This window comes from Actinomycetospora chibensis (assembly GCF_028737215.1).
Classification (GTDB): Bacteria; Actinomycetota; Actinomycetes; order Mycobacteriales; family Pseudonocardiaceae; genus Actinomycetospora; species Actinomycetospora chibensis.
This window is the reverse complement of the sequence record NZ_JAQZAM010000030.1, coordinates 18,810-36,331: the sequence shown is the minus strand read 5'-3', so window position 1 is coordinate 36,331 and position 17,522 is coordinate 18,810. Positions and strand designations below refer to the sequence as shown.

At 74.3% G+C, this 17,522-nt stretch carries 17 protein-coding genes and 1 pseudogene; 9 read left to right on the top strand and 9 right to left on the bottom strand.

The window, feature by feature from the left end; all coding sequences use genetic code 11:
• Positions 1-126 precede the first annotated feature (126 nt).
• The 3 genes and pseudogenes from PH189_RS30380 to PH189_RS28280 all read right to left on the bottom strand — a co-directional run.
• A pseudogene (locus tag PH189_RS30380) lies at positions 127-525 on the bottom strand (sigma factor); the annotation flags it as partial.
• Positions 522-707, bottom strand: coding sequence for a hypothetical protein (locus PH189_RS28285; RefSeq protein ID WP_274192202.1), 186 nt, complete (start codon positions 705-707; stop codon positions 522-524). The pseudogene PH189_RS30380 and the gene PH189_RS28285, both read right to left, overlap by 4 nt.
• A gap of 213 nt (positions 708-920) precedes the next feature.
• Positions 921-2,405, bottom strand: a complete 1,485-nt coding sequence (locus tag PH189_RS28280) for a peptide MFS transporter (protein WP_274192201.1) — start codon at positions 2,403-2,405, stop codon at positions 921-923.
• Positions 2,406-2,571: 166 nt separating this feature from the next.
• Between PH189_RS28280 and PH189_RS28275 the strand changes: the two genes are divergently transcribed.
• From PH189_RS28275 to PH189_RS28265, 3 genes are all read left to right on the top strand, one after another.
• A complete protein-coding gene (locus PH189_RS28275) occupies positions 2,572-4,266 on the top strand; it encodes an L-lactate permease (RefSeq protein ID WP_274192200.1) in 1,695 nt (564 codons plus the stop codon).
• Between the two features lie 126 nt (positions 4,267-4,392).
• A complete protein-coding gene (locus PH189_RS28270) occupies positions 4,393-4,956 on the top strand; it encodes a hypothetical protein (protein WP_274192199.1) in 564 nt (187 codons plus the stop codon).
• Between the two features lie 4 nt (positions 4,957-4,960).
• Positions 4,961-6,031 (top strand): protein kinase domain-containing protein, encoded by a 1,071-nt coding sequence (locus PH189_RS28265; protein ID WP_274192198.1) that lies wholly within the window; start codon positions 4,961-4,963, stop codon positions 6,029-6,031.
• Positions 6,032-6,037: 6 nt separating this feature from the next.
• Here the strand turns inward: PH189_RS28265 and PH189_RS28260 are convergent, their stop codons facing one another.
• Together PH189_RS28260 and PH189_RS28255 are read right to left on the bottom strand one after the other, a co-directional pair.
• A complete protein-coding gene (locus tag PH189_RS28260; protein ID WP_274192197.1) occupies positions 6,038-6,844 on the bottom strand; it encodes a hypothetical protein in 807 nt (268 codons plus the stop codon).
• Positions 6,845-6,879: 35 nt separating this feature from the next.
• A complete protein-coding gene (locus tag PH189_RS28255) occupies positions 6,880-7,353 on the bottom strand; it encodes a MarR family transcriptional regulator (RefSeq protein WP_378015057.1) in 474 nt (157 codons plus the stop codon).
• 68 nt (positions 7,354-7,421) lie between these two features.
• Here PH189_RS28255 and PH189_RS28250 point away from each other — a divergent pair, with 68 nt between their 5' ends.
• The 4 genes from PH189_RS28250 to PH189_RS28235 all read left to right on the top strand — a co-directional run bounded on the left by PH189_RS28250 (position 7,422) and on the right by PH189_RS28235 (position 11,647).
• Entirely contained in the window at positions 7,422-8,231 is an 810-nt protein-coding gene (locus PH189_RS28250; RefSeq protein ID WP_274192195.1) for a tryptophan-rich sensory protein, read from the top strand.
• Positions 8,232-8,473: 242 nt separating this feature from the next.
• Positions 8,474-9,595: an alpha/beta hydrolase gene (locus PH189_RS28245; protein WP_274192194.1), complete on the top strand. Its 1,122-nt coding sequence runs from the start codon at positions 8,474-8,476 to the stop codon at positions 9,593-9,595.
• The gene (locus PH189_RS28240) at positions 9,592-10,335 is read left to right on the top strand and encodes an MBL fold metallo-hydrolase (protein ID WP_274192193.1); all 744 of its coding nucleotides are present in this window, start codon (positions 9,592-9,594) and stop codon (positions 10,333-10,335) included. Before PH189_RS28245 ends, PH189_RS28240 begins: the two co-directional genes overlap by 4 nt.
• Positions 10,336-10,348: 13 nt before the next feature.
• Positions 10,349-11,647, top strand: coding sequence for an Nramp family divalent metal transporter (locus PH189_RS28235; RefSeq protein ID WP_274192192.1), 1,299 nt, complete (start codon positions 10,349-10,351; stop codon positions 11,645-11,647).
• A 52-nt stretch (positions 11,648-11,699) separates the two neighbouring features.
• On the opposite strand, the gene PH189_RS28230 is transcribed toward PH189_RS28235, so the two are convergent.
• Positions 11,700-12,638, bottom strand: coding sequence for an NADP-dependent oxidoreductase (locus PH189_RS28230; protein ID WP_274192191.1), 939 nt, complete (start codon positions 12,636-12,638; stop codon positions 11,700-11,702).
• 35 nt (positions 12,639-12,673) lie between these two features.
• Between PH189_RS28230 and PH189_RS28225 the strand changes: the two genes are divergently transcribed.
• The gene (locus PH189_RS28225) at positions 12,674-13,192 is read left to right on the top strand and encodes a methylated-DNA--[protein]-cysteine S-methyltransferase (RefSeq protein ID WP_274192190.1); all 519 of its coding nucleotides are present in this window, start codon (positions 12,674-12,676) and stop codon (positions 13,190-13,192) included.
• Positions 13,193-13,540: 348 nt separating this feature from the next.
• On the opposite strand, the gene PH189_RS28220 is transcribed toward PH189_RS28225, so the two are convergent.
• From PH189_RS28220 to PH189_RS28210, 3 genes are read right to left on the bottom strand one after another with little or no spacing between them, the layout of a single operon-like run.
• Positions 13,541-14,344: an SDR family NAD(P)-dependent oxidoreductase gene (locus PH189_RS28220; RefSeq protein ID WP_274192189.1), complete on the bottom strand. Its 804-nt coding sequence runs from the start codon at positions 14,342-14,344 to the stop codon at positions 13,541-13,543.
• A 4-nt stretch (positions 14,345-14,348) separates the two neighbouring features.
• A complete protein-coding gene (locus tag PH189_RS28215) occupies positions 14,349-15,200 on the bottom strand; it encodes a 3-hydroxyacyl-CoA dehydrogenase family protein (protein ID WP_274192188.1) in 852 nt (283 codons plus the stop codon).
• A gap of 56 nt (positions 15,201-15,256) precedes the next feature.
• On the bottom strand, positions 15,257-16,180 hold the full coding sequence (locus PH189_RS28210; RefSeq protein WP_274192187.1) for a LysR family transcriptional regulator: 924 nt from the start codon (positions 16,178-16,180) through the stop codon (positions 15,257-15,259).
• Positions 16,181-16,289: 109 nt separating this feature from the next.
• On the opposite strand from PH189_RS28210, the gene PH189_RS28205 reads away from it, so the two are divergent.
• Complete coding sequence (locus tag PH189_RS28205) at positions 16,290-17,498, top strand: MFS transporter (RefSeq protein ID WP_274192186.1); 1,209 nt, start codon at positions 16,290-16,292, stop codon at positions 17,496-17,498.
• Positions 17,499-17,522: the final 24 nt, after the last annotated feature.

Here is a 17,522-nt window from a genome sequence, read left to right as displayed (position 1 = left end):
CCGGGACGGCGTCGGGCAGGTCGCCGGCGTCGGCCGCGGCCCCGACAGCCTTCCGGGCCCGGAGGCGAGCTGGCGGGCGGTCGGCGTCGTACAGCCGAGCACGTCGGCGACGTCGTCGAATCCCACGCCGGCGGTGTCGTGCAGGACGAAGGCGACGCGCTGGTCGGGGGAGAGGCGCTCGAGGACGAGCAGCGCCGCGATCCGCACGTCCTCGCGGGTGACGACGGCGTCGAGCACGTCGTCGCGACCTGTCGTCACCAGCGGCTCGGGGAGCCACGGCCCGACGTAGCGCTCGCGGCGCGCCGGCGCCGAGCGCACCCGGTCCAGGCAGAGCCGCCCGACGGTCGTCGCCAGCCAGGCCCGGGTGTCGCGGACCTGCGCGCGGCCGTCGCGACCGAGCCGGTCCCAACGCAGCCAGGCGTCCTGTACGGCGTCCTCGGCGTCGGCGCGCGAGCCGGTGAGCCGGTAGCCGATCGCGAGCAGGTGGGCGCGGTGCTCCTCGACGGCGAGCGGCTCCGCGGTCACACCCCGCCGCCCGCCCCGTACTCGATCACCCGGCGACGGCGCTGCTCCTCGGCCATCGCCTCGTTGCCCTGCGTCGCGCTCGGGCCCCAGGGCTCCTCGGTGGTCCACTGCTCGGGCGGGATGCGGTCGTCGATCGGCAGGTGCAGGCGCCGACGGGGCGTCGTGCTGTCGTCGTCGCTCATCGCCGTCCCCCTCGTCGAGCTCCCTCTCCGGGTCGCCGCCCGACGATAATGCCGGTGTCGCGCTCGGCCGAGCATCGCGCGGACGACTGCGGAGTGGTCCTCGAACGCCCCTCCCCGCCGGCGGTGTGGGGCGGGGCGCGCGGGGGTCGCGAGCGAGTGCGTGGCGCTACGGACACTCAACGTCGCGGCGCCACGCCGCTGACGTCTGCAGGACTACCGCACGCCCCGCATCGCCCGCCGGATCCACGGCGACAGGGTGAACAGGACGAGCCCGAGGACGATGGCCGCGGCGCCGGTGATGCCGAAGTAGGCGCCCTCGGTCTCGGGGGAGTAGTAGCCCGCGAGCGTGCCGGAGAGCGCGGAGCCCAGCGAGATCGACAGGTAGAAGAGCGCCACGGTGAGGTTGCGGAACGCCGCGGGCCCGACGCGGGTCGAGAGCGAGAGCCCGACCGGCGAGAGGTTGAGCTCGGCGAGCGAGAAGACCATGAGGATCAGCACGAGGGCGAGCACCGGTGTCGTGTTGCCCGTGCCGCCGGCCCAGGGCAGGAAGAGCAGGAACGCGATCCCCATGCCGGTGGCGCCGAGGGCGAACTTCACCGGCGTCGACGGCGCGCGGTCGCCGAGCTTCGTCCACATCAGCGCGAACAACGGGGCGAGCACGATGACCCAGAAGGGCTGGATCGAGTTCGGCCAGTTGACCGGGAACTCCCAGCCGAACAGGTTCCGGTCCAGGCGTGTGTCGGAATAGAGCGTGACCACGGTGAACTGCTGCTGGAACAGCGACCAGAACACGACGCTGCCCAGCCACATCGGGATGAACGCCCGCACGCGGCTGCGCTCGTCGCCGTCCACCTTCGGGCTGGTCAGCATGATCGCGAAGATGCCGATCGAGATCAGCACGACGACGATCGCGACGGCCGTCGAGAGGTTCGCCGCGGACAGGACGCCCGTCGCGAACCCGACGACGACGAGCACGACGACCACCACCACGCCCAGGGCCGGCCGCACCCAGGCACCGGAGGGCAGCGGGTCGGGGACGGCGGCGGCGCTCGAGGGCAGGCCGCGTCGGCCGAGGGCGTAGATCGTGAGGCCGACGGCCATGCCGATGGCCGCGAGGCCGAACGCCCAGTGGAAGCCGGCGAGCTGCTGGGTGAGCCCCGTGAGCAGCGGGCCGACGAGGGCGCCGATGTTGATGCCCATGTAGAAGATCGAGAACCCGGCGTCGGCGCGCGGGTCGTCGCGGGCGTAGAGCGAGCCGACGACGGTGGTCGCCGACGTCTTCACCCCGCCGCTGCCGAGCGCCACCAGCACCAGCCCGGCCACGACCCCGGCGACGCCGGGCAGGACCGCGAGCGCGACGTGCCCGACCATGACCGTGATCGCCGAGACGAACAGGGTGCGCTCGGCGCCGAGCAGCCGGTCGGCGACCCACGCCCCGACCACGGCCGCGAGGTACACCAGCCCGCCGTAGGCGCCGATGATGCTCGTCGCCGAGGCCTCGGGGAAACCGAGCCCGCCTTCGGTCACGGCGTAGTACAGGTAGTACGCCATGACGGTCTGCATCCCGTAGAACGAGAAGCGTTCCCACAGCTCGACCGAGAACAGGCTGCCCAGCGCGAGCGGGTGTCCGAAGAAGCGCCGGTCGGTGGAGGGCCCGGAGTCGGCGGCGGACGTCCCTGTCGCTGAGTTCGCGGTCACGGAGAGCACGGTTCTCCGAACGGAGCGCGATCGCCAGACGGCTCACCGCACCGCGACACACTCTCCGTTCACACGATTCACCGTTTCGGGTCGACACCGCGCCACGAAGCGGGCACTCTGCGCCACCACGCGCGGCACGGTGGTCGCGCGGGCGGGAGGTGGGCTCGTGTACATCCAGAACGACACCCCGTTGGGCGGCTCGCTGGTCTGGAGCTCGCTGGTGGCGGTGCTCCCGCTGCTGACCCTGTTCGTGCTGCTGGGCGGCCTGCGGGTGCGCGCCTGGCTCGCCTCGCTGATCGGGCTCGCGGTCGCGCTGCTGGTCGCGATCATCGCCTACGGCATGCCCGTCGGGCAGGCGCTGCTCGCCGGCACCGAGGGCGCGGTCTTCGGTTTCTTCCCGATCCTCTGGATCGTGATCAACGCGCTCTGGATCTACCAGATGACCGTCGTGTCGGGGCACTTCGACGTGCTCCGACGGTCGTTCGGGTCGGTCTCGGACGACCAGCGGGTCCAGGCCGTGATCATCGCCTTCTGCTTCGGCGCGCTGCTTGAGGCGCTCGCGGGCTTCGGGACCCCGGTGGCGATCTGCACGGTCATGCTCATCGCCCTGCGCTTCAGCCCGCTCAAGGCCGCGGTGGTCGCGCTCGTCGCCAACACCGCGCCCGTCGCCTTCGGGGCGATCGCGGTCCCGATCACCACGCTGGCGTCGGTGACCGGCCTGCCCGAGGAGGCCCTCGGGGCGATGGTCGGACGCCAGACCCCGATCCTCGCGGTGTTCGTGCCCTTCGTCCTCGTCGCGCTGGTCGACGGGGCCCGGGGCCTGCGGGAGACCTGGCCGGTGGCGCTCGTCGCCGGGCTGGTCTTCGGCGTCGCGCAGTACGTCACCTCCAACTTCATCTCGCTCGCGCTCACCGACATCGTCGCGGCGCTGCTCGCGGCGGGCGCGGTGGTGCTGCTCGTGCGCGTCCGGCCGCCGCGACGTGCGGAGGTTCCGGCGGACGCGCCGCAGGACACCCGGGAGACGGTGAGCGTGTCCCCGGGCGGGGACGGCGGCGGGGCCGGGGCCGGTCCCGGAAGCCCGGAGGGCTCCGACCACGACGACCACAGCCGGGACACCCGTCGCGACGTCGTCCTCGCGTACGCGCCATACTTGATCATCATCCTGCTGTTCTCCATCCAGCAGATCCCGGTGGTCGACGACGCGCTGAGCGCGACGACGACGAAGTTCAACTGGCCGGGACTGAACGTCGTCACCGAGGCCGGGAAGCCGGTGTCCACCCAGGCGTTCACGCTGAACTGGCTGGAGTCCGCGGGCACGATCCTGCTCATCGCGGGGATCCTCACCGCGCTGGTCCTGCGCGTACGTCCGGCGGCGGCCGTCGCGGCCTACGGGCGCACGCTGGTGCAGCTGCGGACGGCGATCGTCACCGTGATGGCGGTGCTCGCGCTGGCCTACGTCATGAACACGTCGGGGCAGACGCTGACGCTCGGCGGCCTGCTCGCGGGCACCGGCGGCTTCTTCGCGGTGCTCTCGCCGGTGCTGGGCTGGCTCGGCGTCGCGGTCACGGGTTCGGACACGTCGGCGAACTCGCTGTTCGGCGCGCTCCAGGTCACCGCCGCCGAGGGCGCAGGCCTCGATCCGATCCTGCTGGCCGCGGCCAACAGCTCCGGCGGCGTGCTCGGCAAGATGATCTCCCCGCAGAACCTGGCGATCGCGGCGTCGGCGGTGGCCATGGCCGGCCGCGAGGGGGAGATCCTCCGCAAGGTGCTGCTGTGGAGCCTCGTGTTCCTCGCCGGCATGTGCGTGCTCGTGTACCTCCAGTCGACCCCGGTACTGGGCTGGATGGTCGTGAGCGGCTGATCGCACGGAGTAACGAGGGGGAACCGCTCGGCGACTCGTCACCCGAACGGGGCTCCTCGCCGGGGTCTGCTGGGCACCCGATGGTTTGATCGTCAGCGATACCGAGCTGGCGCACGGAGGGGTGGCATGGATCCGGTCCTGATCATCGTCGGGGTCGCTGTACTGGTGCTGATCCTCGGGATCGTGCTCGTCGTCGTCTCGCGCAGCCGCTCGCGGTCGCGTCGCGCGGCGCTGCGCAGCCAGTTCGGCGACGAGTACGACCGTGTGGTGGACGAGTACGGGACGAGAGACGGCGAGCGCGAACTGCGGGCGCGGCTCAAGCGGCGCCGCGAGATCGAGGTTCGCGAGCTCGGCGGCGACGAACGGGAGCGCTTCGGCCAGGCGTGGGAGGCGGCGCAGTCGACGTTCGTCGAGCATCCGTCGACGGGCCTGCGCGACGCCGACCTGCTCGTCCAGCAGGTGATGCGCGAGCGCGGCTATCCCGTCGAGCGCTTCGAGGAGCGCGCCAAGATGATCTCGGTGGACCATCCCGACCTCGTCGAGCGCTACCGCGCCGCCCACCGCACCTCGACCGAGGTCGAGGAGGGGCGCGCGGACACCGAGGACATGCGCCAGGCGATGGTCGACAACCGCTACCTGTTCGACGCCCTGCTCGGGGGCGGCGACGCGGCTCGGACGCGGCGGATGTGAGCAGGTGAGCGCAAGGGAGGACGCGGGCACCGCGCGGGTGCTCGCCGACCGCTACGAGCTGCAGGGTCTGATCGGGCGCGGCGGGATGGCGGAGGTCCACCGCGCGGTCGACCGTGAGCTCGGGCGCACCGTCGCGGTGAAGCTGCTGCCGGCCGAGCTCCGCGGCGACGCCGAGTACGGCGGCCGACTCCGGGACGAGGCCCGCGCGGCCGCCGTGATCGACCACCCGCACGTCGTCGCCGTCCACGACGTCGGGTTCTCGGGCGGGTCCGAGGTGTTCGTCGTGATGGAGTGCGTCGACGGGCGCACGCTGCGCGACGAGCTCCGTGACCGTGGCCGCTTCGAGCCGGACCAGGCCGCCGCGGTGCTGGTGCCGGTGTGCGAGGCGCTCGCCGCCGCCCACGAGCGCGGGATCGTCCACCGGGACGTCAACCCGGGCAACGTCATGCGCTGCAACGACGGCACGGTGAAGCTCATGGACTTCGGCATCGCACGCGTCGCCGACGTCGAGGGCTTCACCGGCACCGGCGTCGTCATGGGCACCGCGGCCTACCTCTCGCCCGAGCAGGTCCGCTGCGAGGCGCTCGACGGACGCTCGGACGTCTACGCCGTCGGCTGCACCCTCTACGAGCTGCTCACCGGCCGGACCCCGTTCCAGGGGCCGAGCTCGGTGGAGGTCGCGTCCCAGCGGCTGCGCGAATCGCCCGTCCCGCCCCGGCAGTACGTGCGCGACATCTCGCCCGACCTCGACGCCCTCGTGCTGCGCGCCATGGCCCTCGAGCCGGCGATGCGCCACCACGACGCCCGCGAGCTCGCCGACGACCTGCGCCGCTTCGCCGCCCCCGACCCCACCGTGCGCACCGACGTGATCACGACGAGGGACCGGGGCCGGGGATCGCCCGGGGCGGGCGGTCGTGGTGGCCTGCCGGCGACGCGGCCGCAGGACGTCCCCGACGAGGGTCCGAGCCCGGGCGAGCACGAGCCGTGGTCGGCCGTGCGGCGGATCGGGATCACCCTCGTCGTGCTCGCGGTGCTGGTCCTCGTCGGCGCGGGGTTCCTGCTGCTCGCGCGGTGAGCCGGCTCAGGCCGGCTGCCCGATCCGGCGCAGCGACAGCCGGCCGTCGGCGGGTCCCGACGTCTCCCACGCCCCCGAGGCGACCGTCCACGTCCGCCCGTCGTAGGTGACGCTCTCGAGCGCGAGCCGCTCGCCGTGCGCGACCAGCCAGGTGGCCAGCGCCCACCCGTTCTCCGCGGGCTGCGTGCCGGAGAGCCGCGAGGTCCCGAGCTCGCGGGCGGCCAGCTCCGCGACCGCGCCGGTCCCCGGGTCGGCGGGCGGCGCGGCCGGCAGGTCGACACACGTCCACGCGCCCGGCGCCTGCCCGAGCAGGGCGACGGCCATGAGACGCGCCTCGGGCTCGTGGTCGGCGTAGGCCTCGGGGAAGCCGCTGCGCTGGACGGTCTGCGCGGCGACGGTGACGTCCATGGTCGTCCAGCCGGGGACGGCCACGAGCGCGGTGTAGAACGCCGTGGCGCTGTAGACGGGATCGAGGATCTCGTCCTCGGACCCCCAGCCCTGGCTCGGGCGCTGCTGGAACAGGCCGAGGGAGTCGCGGTCGCCGCCGCGCAGGTTCGCGAGCCCCGACTCCTGGATCGCCGTCGCGAGCGCCACGGTCACCGCGCGGTCGGGGACCCCGAGGCGACGGCCGACGCCGACGATCGTCGCCGCGCTGTCGGCCTGCTCCGGGGTGAGCGTCCAGGTGGTGGGCAGGCCGGGGGAGTCGGGCGGGGCGGTGATCGTGCAGCGCGGGTTCGCGGTGATCTCGCTGTTCGACAGCACGACGACGAGGGTGACGACGAGCGCGAGCACGGCCAGGACGACGACCGCCACCACTCCGAGACGGGCGCGCGCGGCCAGCGGCGAGCTCAGGACGGTCCTCCCTCGGACATGTCGGCGCGGTGCTCGGCGACCGCGGCCACGACCTCTCCGAGGAAACGATGGATCACGGCCAGTTCGTCGGGCGTGTAGCCGGCGAGGACGCCGTCGAGCCGCGACGCGAGCGGACCGAAGAAGGCGCGCCCGACGTCGGCGCCGGCCGCGTCGTGGTGGAGCGTCACCCGGCGGCGGTCGACGTCGTCGCGCACGCGGTGCAGGTGGCCGAGGCGCTCGAGGCGGTCGACCGCGGCCGTCGTCGCCCCCGAGGAGAGCCCGACCTCCTCGCCGAGGCGCCCCGGGGTCAGCGCGGCCCCCGCCCGCTCCGCCCGCAGGACGGCGAGCAGGGCCTGGGCGTCGGTGCGGTGCAGCCCCTGGCCGGAGGCGAACGCGTGGCCGAGGCGCCCGGCCTCGTCGGCGTAGTCCTGCAGGAGCTCCACCAGCTCGCGCCGACCGGCCTCCGTCACACCGTGCATGCTAGCGGGAATCCAGGTAATCTCCATCATCGAGAGGTTCGACGATGAAGGGATAGCTCATGACCGCGACCGTGGCCGACCCGACGACGAGGGCCACCGTGGGTGATCGTGTGCGGGCCGGCGCCCTGCTGCTGGTCGCGCTGCTGCAGATCGTGGCGGGCGGGCTCGGCGGGTCGGGGGCGTTCGGCCTGTCGGTCGGCGTCGTCGCCCGGGAGAACACCACCGTCGTCATGCCGGCGCCCGCGGCCTTCTCGATCTGGGGTGTGATCTACGCGGGCTTCCTGCTGCTCGCCGTGCGCCAGGTGTTGCCCGGCCAGCCGGCGCGGCCGGTGCACCGGGCGACGGGCTGGTGGCTCGTGGCCTCGGGCGTCCTCAACGCCGGCTGGATCCTCGTCTTCTCCGCGCAGGCGGTCGTGCTGGCCCAGGTGGTCATCGTCGCGCTGCTCGTGGTGCTCGCCGTCGCCATGGCCCGCCTCACCGCGCACCCCGCGGCCGACGCCGCCGACCGGCTGACGCTCCACGGCCCCGTGGGCCTCTACGCGGGCTGGGTGAGCGTCGCGACCGTTGTCGGCGCGGCCACCACCGGCACCTTCCTCGGCGCACCGGGCGCCGGCGGCGTCGCGACCGTCCTCGGGGCGCTGGTCCTGCTGGTCACCGGCGCGATCGCCGCGGCCGTCGTGGCCCGGGGCGCCGGCGCGCTGCCCTACGCGGTCTCGGTGGTCTGGGCGCTCGGAGCGATCGTGGTCATGGGCCCGCCGCTGGCCGTCGTGGTGGCGGCCCTCGTGGCACTGGTGGCCGTCGTCGCCGTCCTGGCCCGCCGGATCCTCACGGCCCCGCCCGGCCGCCGCGTCCCGGCCGCCTTCGGCTGAGCCCGGCTGAGTCCCTTCCGCCGGACGGCCCACGGGGTGTGCCAGCGTGGGGGCCACGCTGGCATTCAACGTCAGTGAATCCCCCTCGATCATGAGCGCCTCGGGCCGTGATCGAGACCTCAGCCCGCCGACCGATCACCTCAGGACCTCGCGCGCGTAGACGCAGCAGGACGTTCGCTGCGACACGGGACGGCGCGGGTGCTGAGGTGATCGAGGTCGGGCGCGGGCGAGGAGGGCACCGGGTGCTGGTGTGGCTGGTGCGCGTGGTCGGTGTGGTCTGGCTCGCCACGGTGCTGCTCGTGGCTCTCGGCACCTACGTGCCGCGGCTGCCGGTGATCGGGTTCCTCGGGTCGTTCGTCACCGGCCAGTACCCCCTGCACGCCGCGCTGGCGGCGCTCGCCGGCGTCGGGCTCGGTGGGCTGGCCTGGGCGCTGGGGTCACCGCGGACCGGGATCGTCGTCGGCGCGCTCGCCCTCGTCGCGACGATCGGCCTCGGTGCCGTCCTCGTCGACCAGACCCGGGCCGCCCGCGCCGAGGGGGCCGACGTCGACTGGTGGGCCGCGCTCACCGTCACCGGCCAGCCCGACGGGCGCCCGGACCGCACCGAGCAGTACGGGGTCGACGAGCTCGGCCGGCCGCTGCGCCTCGACCTCTACCGCCCTGCCGGCCCCGGGCCCCACCCGGTCGTCGTCTGGGTGCACGGCGGCAGCTGGGTGCGCGGCGAGCGCGACGACCGCACCGCGCTCAACCGCTGGCTCGCCGACCGGGGCCACGCCGTCGTCAGCGTCGAGTACCGCCTTCCGCCCCCGTCGCCCGTCGGCGAGGGGCAGCGGCGCGACGTCGCGGCCGCCGCGGCCTGGGCCGTCGCGCACGCCGACGAGGAGGACCTCGACCCGGGCCGGATCGTCCTCGCCGGCCAGTCCGCCGGGGCGACGCTCGCGATCAGCACGACCGCCGGGATCCTCGACGGCGACCTCCCGGGGGCGCCGACGCCCCGTGCCGTCGTCGCCTTCTACCCGGCCACCGACCTGCGCCTGGTCGACCGGTCCCTGCAGGACGCCGTGCTCGGCGGCCGGGCGGACCGGCACCCGGAGGAGACCCGCGCCTCCTCACCCGTCGACCTCGTCCGCCCCGGTCTCCCGCCGACCCTCGTGGTCCTGGGCTCGGCGGACCACTTCGTGTTCCCCGGCCGCGTGCTGGCCTACGACCGCGCCCTGCGCGACGCCGGCGTCCCCGGCCGTCTCGTCGAGGTGCCGCACGCCGACCACGTCTTCGACTACCCCTTCGGCAGCCCGGGCGCCCAGGCCACCCGGCCCGCCGTCGCCGCCTTCCTCGCCGAGCACGTCGGCGTCCGCACCCCGTGACGGTCGAGACGGTCGCCGCGGGCGTGCACCTCGTGCGCGGGTCCGCGGTGAACTGGGTGCTCGTCGTCGACGGCCAGGCCGTGACGGTGATCGACGGGGGCTATCCGGGCGACGCCGGAGCGCTGGAGGCGTCCCTCACCGCCGTGGGCCGCGAGCCGGGCGACGTCGTCGCCGCGCTCGTCACCCACGCCCACGTCGACCACGTCGGCGGGCTCGCCCCGCTGGCCGCGCGTGTCGGGTTCCCGGTGCTCACCGGGCCGGCCGAGGTCCGCCACGCGCGGCGCGAGGTCGTCGAGCAGGCGGGTCCCGCCGACGTCGCCCGCCACGCCTGTCGGCCGCGGGTGCTCGCGTGGGCGGTCCACGCCGTCCGGCTCGGCGCGCTGCGCAGCGTCGCCGTCCCGAGCGCGACCGCCCTCGACGAGCCCCTCGACCTGCCGGGGCGCCCGGTGCCCGTGCCGACCCCGGGGCACACCAGCGGCCACACCGCCTACCTGCTCCCGGACGCGGGAGCGCTGGTCAGCGGCGACGCCCTGGTCACCGGCCACCCGACGACCGCCCGGACCGGACCGCAGCGCCTGGCCGCGTTCTTCGACCACGACCCGGCCCGGGCCGCCGTCGCCCTCGACGCGTTGGCGCCGCTCGACGCCGGTGTGCTCCTGCCCGGGCACGGGCCCGCCTGGCGCGGGACGCCCGAGCAGGCCGTGGCGATCGCACACTCCCGTGACGCGGGAGGGACGTGATGAACTGCCCCGTATGACCGATCGGGGGACGGACGACACCGACACCACCACCGCGACGCAGCCGGCCCGCCGCTGGAGCATCGTCGGCCCGGGCATCGTCGTGGCCGCGACCGGCGTCGGGGCCGGCGACCTCGCCGCGACGCTCGTCGCCGGGTCGGAGTTCGGCTACACGCTGCTGTGGGCCGTGATCCTCGGGGTCGTCGTGAAGATCTCGCTGGCGGAGGCGACGGGGCGCTGGCACCTCGCGACGGGCTCGACGATCTTCGCGGGCTGGCGGTCGCTGGGGCCCTGGACGACCGTGTACTTCGTCGTCTATGTCGTCATCTGGGGCTTCGTCTACGGCGCGACGGCGATGACGTCGTCGGCGCTGCCGCTCGCGGCGATGTTCGGCGGCTCGATCCCGGCCTGGGGCATCCCGTGCGGGCTGCTCGGGCTCGCGCTCGTGTGGTTCGGGTCGTACGCGATCTTCGAGAAGATCATGACGGCGCTGGTCGGCGTCATGTTCGTCGTCGTGGTCGGCCTGGCCGTCATCGTGCTCCCGGACGTCCCGGCAATGCTCGCGGGCCTGCTCCCCGTGCTGCCCTCGGGCTCGGCCGTCTACACCCTCGGCCTCGTCGGCGGCGTCGGCGGCACCGTGACGATGGCGGCCTACGGCTACTGGATCAACGCCAAGGGCTGGCGCGACAGCTCGTGGATGCGCGTGATGCGCCTCGACAACCGCGTCGCCTACATCACCACGGGGATCTTCGTGGCGGCGATGCTCGTGGTCGGCGCCGAGCTGCTGTACACCGCGAACATCGCGCTGGTCGAGAGCGACCGCGGCCTGCTCGACCTCGACGAGATCCTCCAGCAGCGCTTCGGCCCGGTGATCGCGACCCTGTTCCTCGTCGGTTTCTTCGCGACCTCGTTCTCGTCCCTGCTCGGGGTGTGGCAGGGCGTGAGCCTGATGGTCACCGATTTCGTCCGCACCCGGCGCGAGGCCGTTGCCCGCACGCCCGAGGAGCTCGCCGCGGCCGGTCAGCTCAGCGAGGACGCGACCCGCAGCGTTCCGTACCGGGCCTACCTGCTGTGGCTGACGTTCCCGCCGATGATCCTGCTGTTCCTCGGCCGTCCGTTCGCCCTGATCGTCGCCTACGGCGCGCTCGGCGCGTTCTTCATGCCGTTCCTGGCGATCACGCTGCTGTGGCTGCTCGGCAGCAAACGGGCGCCGCGCGAATGGCGCAACGGCTGGCTCTCGACGTCGTTGCTGTCCGGCGCCGCGGTGCTCTTCCTCGTCCTCTGCGTCTCGGAGCTGGTGGACACGTTCGGCTGACCCCTCGTGCGCGATCTTCGGGGCTATAGCACCGAAGATCGCGCACGAGGGGTCAGAACATCAGGACGAGGCGACCCCGGACGCCGCCGGCCTCGAGGCGTCGGTGGGCCTCGGGTGCCTGCTCGGCCGGCATCGCGGCGGCGACGCGCGGGGTCAGCACGCCCTCCTCGGCCTGGCGGCGCAGGACGTCCAGGGCGGCGTGGTCGGTGGCGACGTCGCGCACGAGCACCGGGTGCCAGGTGATGCCGCGCTCGTCGGCGCCGCGATGACCGCGCACCGTCGCGATCTTCCCGCCGTCGCGGACGGCGTCGAGCAGCGCGTCGCCCTGCAGCGACCCGTCGACCAGCGCGTCCACCCCGCCCGGCTGGCTCTCGCGGATACGCGCGGCCACGTCGTCGCCGCGCCGGACGACGACGTCGGCGCCGAGCGCGCGCACCAGCGGCTCGTCGGCCTCGGAGGCGTCGGCGACGACGGTGAGCCGGTCGGCCTTCGCGAGCTGCACGATATAGCCCCCGAGCGCGCCCGCCGCACCGGTCACGGCGAGCGTCCGCCCGGGCGCCAGCGCGAGCGTGTCGAGCGCCAGGCGCGCGGTCATCGCGTTCATCGGCAGCGTCGCGGCCTCGGCGGCCGACGTCCCCGACGGCGCCCGCACGGCCGACGCGGCCGGCACCACGACGTACTCGGCGTAGGCCCCGTGGCTCCCGTCGGGGACGACGACCGCCATCGCGGCGTCGCCGACGTGGAGCTCGGTGTCGGTGCCCTCGCCGATCTCGTCGACCTCGCCGGCCGCGTCCATGCCGGGCACGTACGGCGGCGGGTCCTTCCGCTGACGCTCGGCCCGCGTCCCGTCGCGCGCGAGGGTGTCGGTCGGGTTCACCGCCGCCGCCCGCACGCGGAGCCGGACCTCCCCGGGGCCGGCGTGGGGCTCGGGCAGCTCGACGACCTCGAGGGCGTCGGGGCCTCCGTAGGAGTTCACTCCGATGGCACGCACGATGAGTGCCTACCCGGGTGGGTAGACCAGGACGCGTGACGGCACCCTCGCGACGCTTCCGCGTGATCGAGAGCCCCCTCGGGCCGCTGACCCTGACCTGGGACGACGAGCTCGGCGCCGTGCGCGGCCTGCACGTCCACGACCAGCGGAGCCACCTCCGACCCGGCAGCGACCCCGACCCGTCCTTCGGCGAGCCCGACGACGGCGCGTGCGGCGCCCTGGACGATCTCGCCGGCGAGCTCGACGAGTACTTCGCCGGCGAGCGGCGCACGTTCACGCTCCCCGCCGACCCGCCCGGCACCCCGTTCTCGCGGGCCGTCTGGGACGCACTGCGCGAGGTGCCCTACGGCGCGACGACCACGTACGGGGCCCTCGCGGCGGCGATCGGGAGCCCGCGCGCGGCCCAGGCGGTGGGCACCGCGAACGCCCGGAACCCGGTCAGCCTGCTCGTCCCGTGCCATCGCGTCCTGACCGCGGCGGGGGTTCCTTCCGGTGGGGGACCCGGGGTCGAACGCAAGCGTTTGCTCCTCGCGATGGAGCGTGGGACCCCTTGACCGCACCCCGCGCGCGAGTATGTTCAGAGGTGTCGCTGTGGTGCTGATCACACGAGCTGAGGGATGAGCGCACCGCGCACATGACCCAGTTGGATGACCGGGAAGAGGTGATGGATTGGACGCAGGGACTACCCCGCACCGCATCACGAGGACCCGGTCGACCCGGCGCCGTACCGCGCACGGGAGCTGATCCACACCAGACTCCACGCCGCTGGGCGAGACAAGCGGACGGTGGGACGACCGGGACCGTGCGGGTCCCGAGCTGACACTTCCTCCCAGATACGAGCCGGCGTCCCCCCTCGAGGGGGGCGCCGGTTCGTACGTGTGGGGTCGGTCCGGGCCGAGGTCTCAGTAGTGCACGACGCCCCGCTCGCCGCCGCCCGCGGCGATCGCGTCGCCCGTCACCGCGATCGCGCGGGGCGAGGCCAGGAAGACGACGACGTCGGCCACCTCGTCGGCGGTGATGATCCGGCGCAGGCTGGTCCCGGCGGCGAGCTCGGCCCGGACCTCGTCCTCGGAGCGGCCCGTGGCGGCCATCCGGTCGGCCACCATGCCGGCCGTTCTCTCGGTCTCCGTGTAGCCCGGGTGGACCACCACGACGCCGACCCCGCGGGGCCCGAGCTCGTCGGCGAGGTTGGCCGTCAGCGCCGCGACGCCCACGTTGCGCACCGTCCCCGCGATCGAGCCGGTGCGCCGCGCGTTGAGCCCCGAGACGTTGACGATCCGCCCCCAGCCCTGGGCGGTCATGTGCGGGGCGACCGCGCGCGCGGTGCGCAGGTAGCCGACGACCTTGGTGTCGACGGCGTCGAGCACGGCCTCGTCGGTGAGCTCGGCCAACGGCGGTACCGGACCCCCGCCGGCGGGCGGGGCGGCGGCGTTGACCAGCACGTCGACCCCGCCGAGCTCGCTCACCGCCCGATCGACCATCGCCCGGACCGACGCGTCGTCGGTGGTGTCGGCGGCGATCGGCAGCACCGTCGTCGCGGGCCCGGCGGCGCGCACCCGCCCGGCGGCGTGCTCGAGCGCCTCGGCGCCGCGGGCCACGAGCACCACGTGGGCGCCCTCGGTGGCCAGCTGCCGGGCGCAGGCCAGGCCGATGCCGCGCGAGCCGCCGGTGACGATCGCGACGCGGCCGGCGAGTCCGAGATCCATCGCGTCAGCTCCAGTCGTAGAAGCCGCGCCCGGCTTTCTGCCCGAGCTCGCCGCGCTCGACCTTGTCGCGCAGCAGCTGCGGCGGGGTGAAGCGCGGGCCGAGCTCGCCGGTGAGGTGCTCGGCGATGGCGAGGCGCACGTCCAGCCCGACGACGTCGGTGAGCCGCAGCGGGCCCATCGGCCAGCGGTAGCCGAGCTGCATCCCGGTGTCGATGTCCTCCGGGCTCGCGACGCCCTCCTCGACCATGCGGATGGCCTCGAGCCCCACGGTCAGGCCGAGGCGCGAGGTGGCGAAGCCGGGGGCGTCGTTGACGACGATCGCGGTCTTGCCCAGCGCCTCGACCCAGCCCCGGGTCTCCGCGGTCGTCTCCTCCGACGTCCCGGGGTGCACCACCAGCTCGACGAGCTTCTGGGCCGGTACCGGGTTGAAGAAGTGCATGCCGATGACGCGGTCGCCGGGAAGGTCGGCCGCGATCGCGCCGATCGACAGCGACGAGGTGTTGGACGCCAGCACCGCGGCCGGGCAGGCGCGGGCGGCGCCGCCGAGGACGGTCTGCTTGAGGTCGACGCGCTCGGGCACGGCCTCGATCACCAGCGCAGTGTCGTCGGGGAGCTCGTCGACGGACGTGCGCAGCGTCAGGTGGGCGAGCAGGTCGTCGCGCGAGGTGCCCTCGGGGAGCTTGCCGCGCTTCTCCGCGCCGTCGACGCTCGCCTCCACCGCCTGCCGCGCCGCGTCCACCCGGCCCGTGTCGGCCTCCACCAGGACCACCGGGGATCCGGCGGCGAGCAGGACGTGGGCGATCCCGGCGCCCATCGTCCCGCCGCCGATGACGGCCGTCGTCGGGCGAGCATCCACAGTGGTCGACCTCCGGTCTCGTGAGTGATCCTGCGTGTCATAGCACGGACGAGGACTCACGAGCGCGACAGCGCCGCCGCCACGTGGTCGGGCATCAGGACCGCCGCCCGGGCCACGAGGCCCAGGAACCGCGTGGTCAGGGCGTCGGGCTCGGCCCCGGTATAGGCGAGGAGCTCGCGGTCGGCGCTGGGCACCGGTCGCGCGATCGTGCCCGCGAACACCGGCGGCACGATCGCCGCGGGCACCAGGCAGGGCCCGATCCCCGCCGAGGTGAGCAGGGGCGCGACCGCCGTCTGCTCGGTGCGCACCGCGACCCGGGGCCGGTAGCCGGCGCGCTCGCAGGCGTCGATCAGCACGTCGGCCAGCGCGTGGTCCGGCGCGTACTGCACCCACGGCACGTGCTCGAGGCGGCTCAGGGCGATCTCCCCGCCTGCGGGGGACATGACGTCGTCGGCCCCGAGGTTCGGCGGCAGCAGCACCACCATCTCCTCGGTGCCGAGGCTGCGCTGGCGCCCGCGCCACTGGGCGGGCACCGGACCGACGCCGACGTCGGCCTGCCCCTCCCGGACGGCGGTGGCGAGCGCATCGCCGTGGCGGTGCTCGAACAGGCGCACGGTGACGTCCGGGTTCTCGGCGCGCCAGCGCCGCAGGACCCCGGGCAGCAGGCCCAGGCTCACCGAGTAGACGCACGCGATGCGCAGCTCGCCGCCCTCGGAGCCGGTGACCTGGCGCGCCGCGGCGTTCCCGCGCTCGGCCGCGGTGATCGCGGTGCGGGCGTGGGGGAGGAGCGCCCGCCCGGTCGGGGTGAGAGCCACCGCACGCGGCAGGCGGCTGAAGAGTGACCCACCCAGCTCCTTCTCGAGCGCCGCGATCTGCTGCGAGAGGCCGGGCTGGGTCACGAACAGCCGGTCAGCGGCCCGCGTGAACGATCCCTCGTCGACGACGGCGACGAAGGACTCGAGCTGGCGCAGCGTCGGCATCAGCTCAGCTTATGCGTCCTGGCGTGCATCTTCTTCGACTTATGACGCGAGCGCACGAACCGTGGACGGCGAACGGAAAACCCCCGCACGTCCCCTCGAGGAGCTCCCCGTGCCTCTCGCCCTGCTCGCCCTAGCCCTGGGCACCTTCGGCATCGGCACCACCGAGTTCGTGATCATGGGCCTGCTGCCCCAGGTCGCGGGCGACCTCGGCGTCCCGATCGACGACGCCGGCCACCTGATCTCGGCCTACGCCGCCGGCGTCGTCGTCGGCGCGCCCCTGCTCGCCGCCGCGACCGTCAAGCTGCCCCGCCGCCCCGTCCTCATCGGACTCATGAGCGTGTTCGCCGTCGGCAACCTGCTCTCGGCGCTCGCGCCGGGCATGACGTCGCTGCTCGCCGTCCGCTTCCTCACCGGTCTGCCGCACGGCGCGTTCTTCGGCGCCGCCTCGGTGGCCGCCGCGTCGATGGTCGGCCGCGACCGGCGCGCCACCGCGGTGTCCCGGGTGTTCCTCGGGCTCACGATCGCCAACGTCGTCGGTGTCCCGCTGGGCACGCTGCTCGGCCAGGAGGCCGGCTGGCGGGCGACCTTCGCCGTCGTCGGCGTCATCGGCCTGGTCGCCGTCGCGGCCGTCGCGGCGTTCGTCCCCCGCGCCGACCCGACCGCCACCGGTCCCGGGGCCCTGACCCGCGAGGTGCGGACGCTGCGCCACCCCCAGGTCGTGCTCTCGCTCGCCGCGGTGATCTTCGGCTTCGGCGCGATGTTCGCCTGCTACAGCTACGTCTCCCCGATGCTCACCGAGGTCGGCGGGTTCTCCACCACCACGGTCACCCTGCTGCTCGCGGTGGTCGGCCTCGGCATGACCGCGGGGTCGGTGCTCGGCGGGCGCGCCGCCGATCGCGCCCCGATGTCCACCCTCTACGTCTGCCTGGTCGCGCTGGCCGGGGTGCTGGTCAGCTTCGTCGTCACCGTGCACCACCCGGTGCTCGCGGTGCTCTCGCTCTTCGGCGCCGGCATGTTCTCGCTGGCCCTGGGCCCGGCGATCCAGACCCGCATCCTCGACCTCGTCGGCGACGCGCCGACCATGGCCTCGGCGGCGATCCAGTCGGCGTCGAACGTCGCGAACTCCCTCGGTGCGTGGCTCGGCGGCATGGTCATCGCCGCGGGCCTGGGCTACCTCGCGCCCGCTCTCGTCGGCGCGGTTCTCGCCGTCGTCGGCCTCGCCGTGCTCGGGCTCTCCGGCGGCCTCGAGGTCCGCGGCCGCCGCCGTGAGTCCCGCGACCCCGTGGCCGAGCCCGAGCCCGCCCTCGCGGCCGCCTGACCCCGTACGTGAGCACTTTCCGCC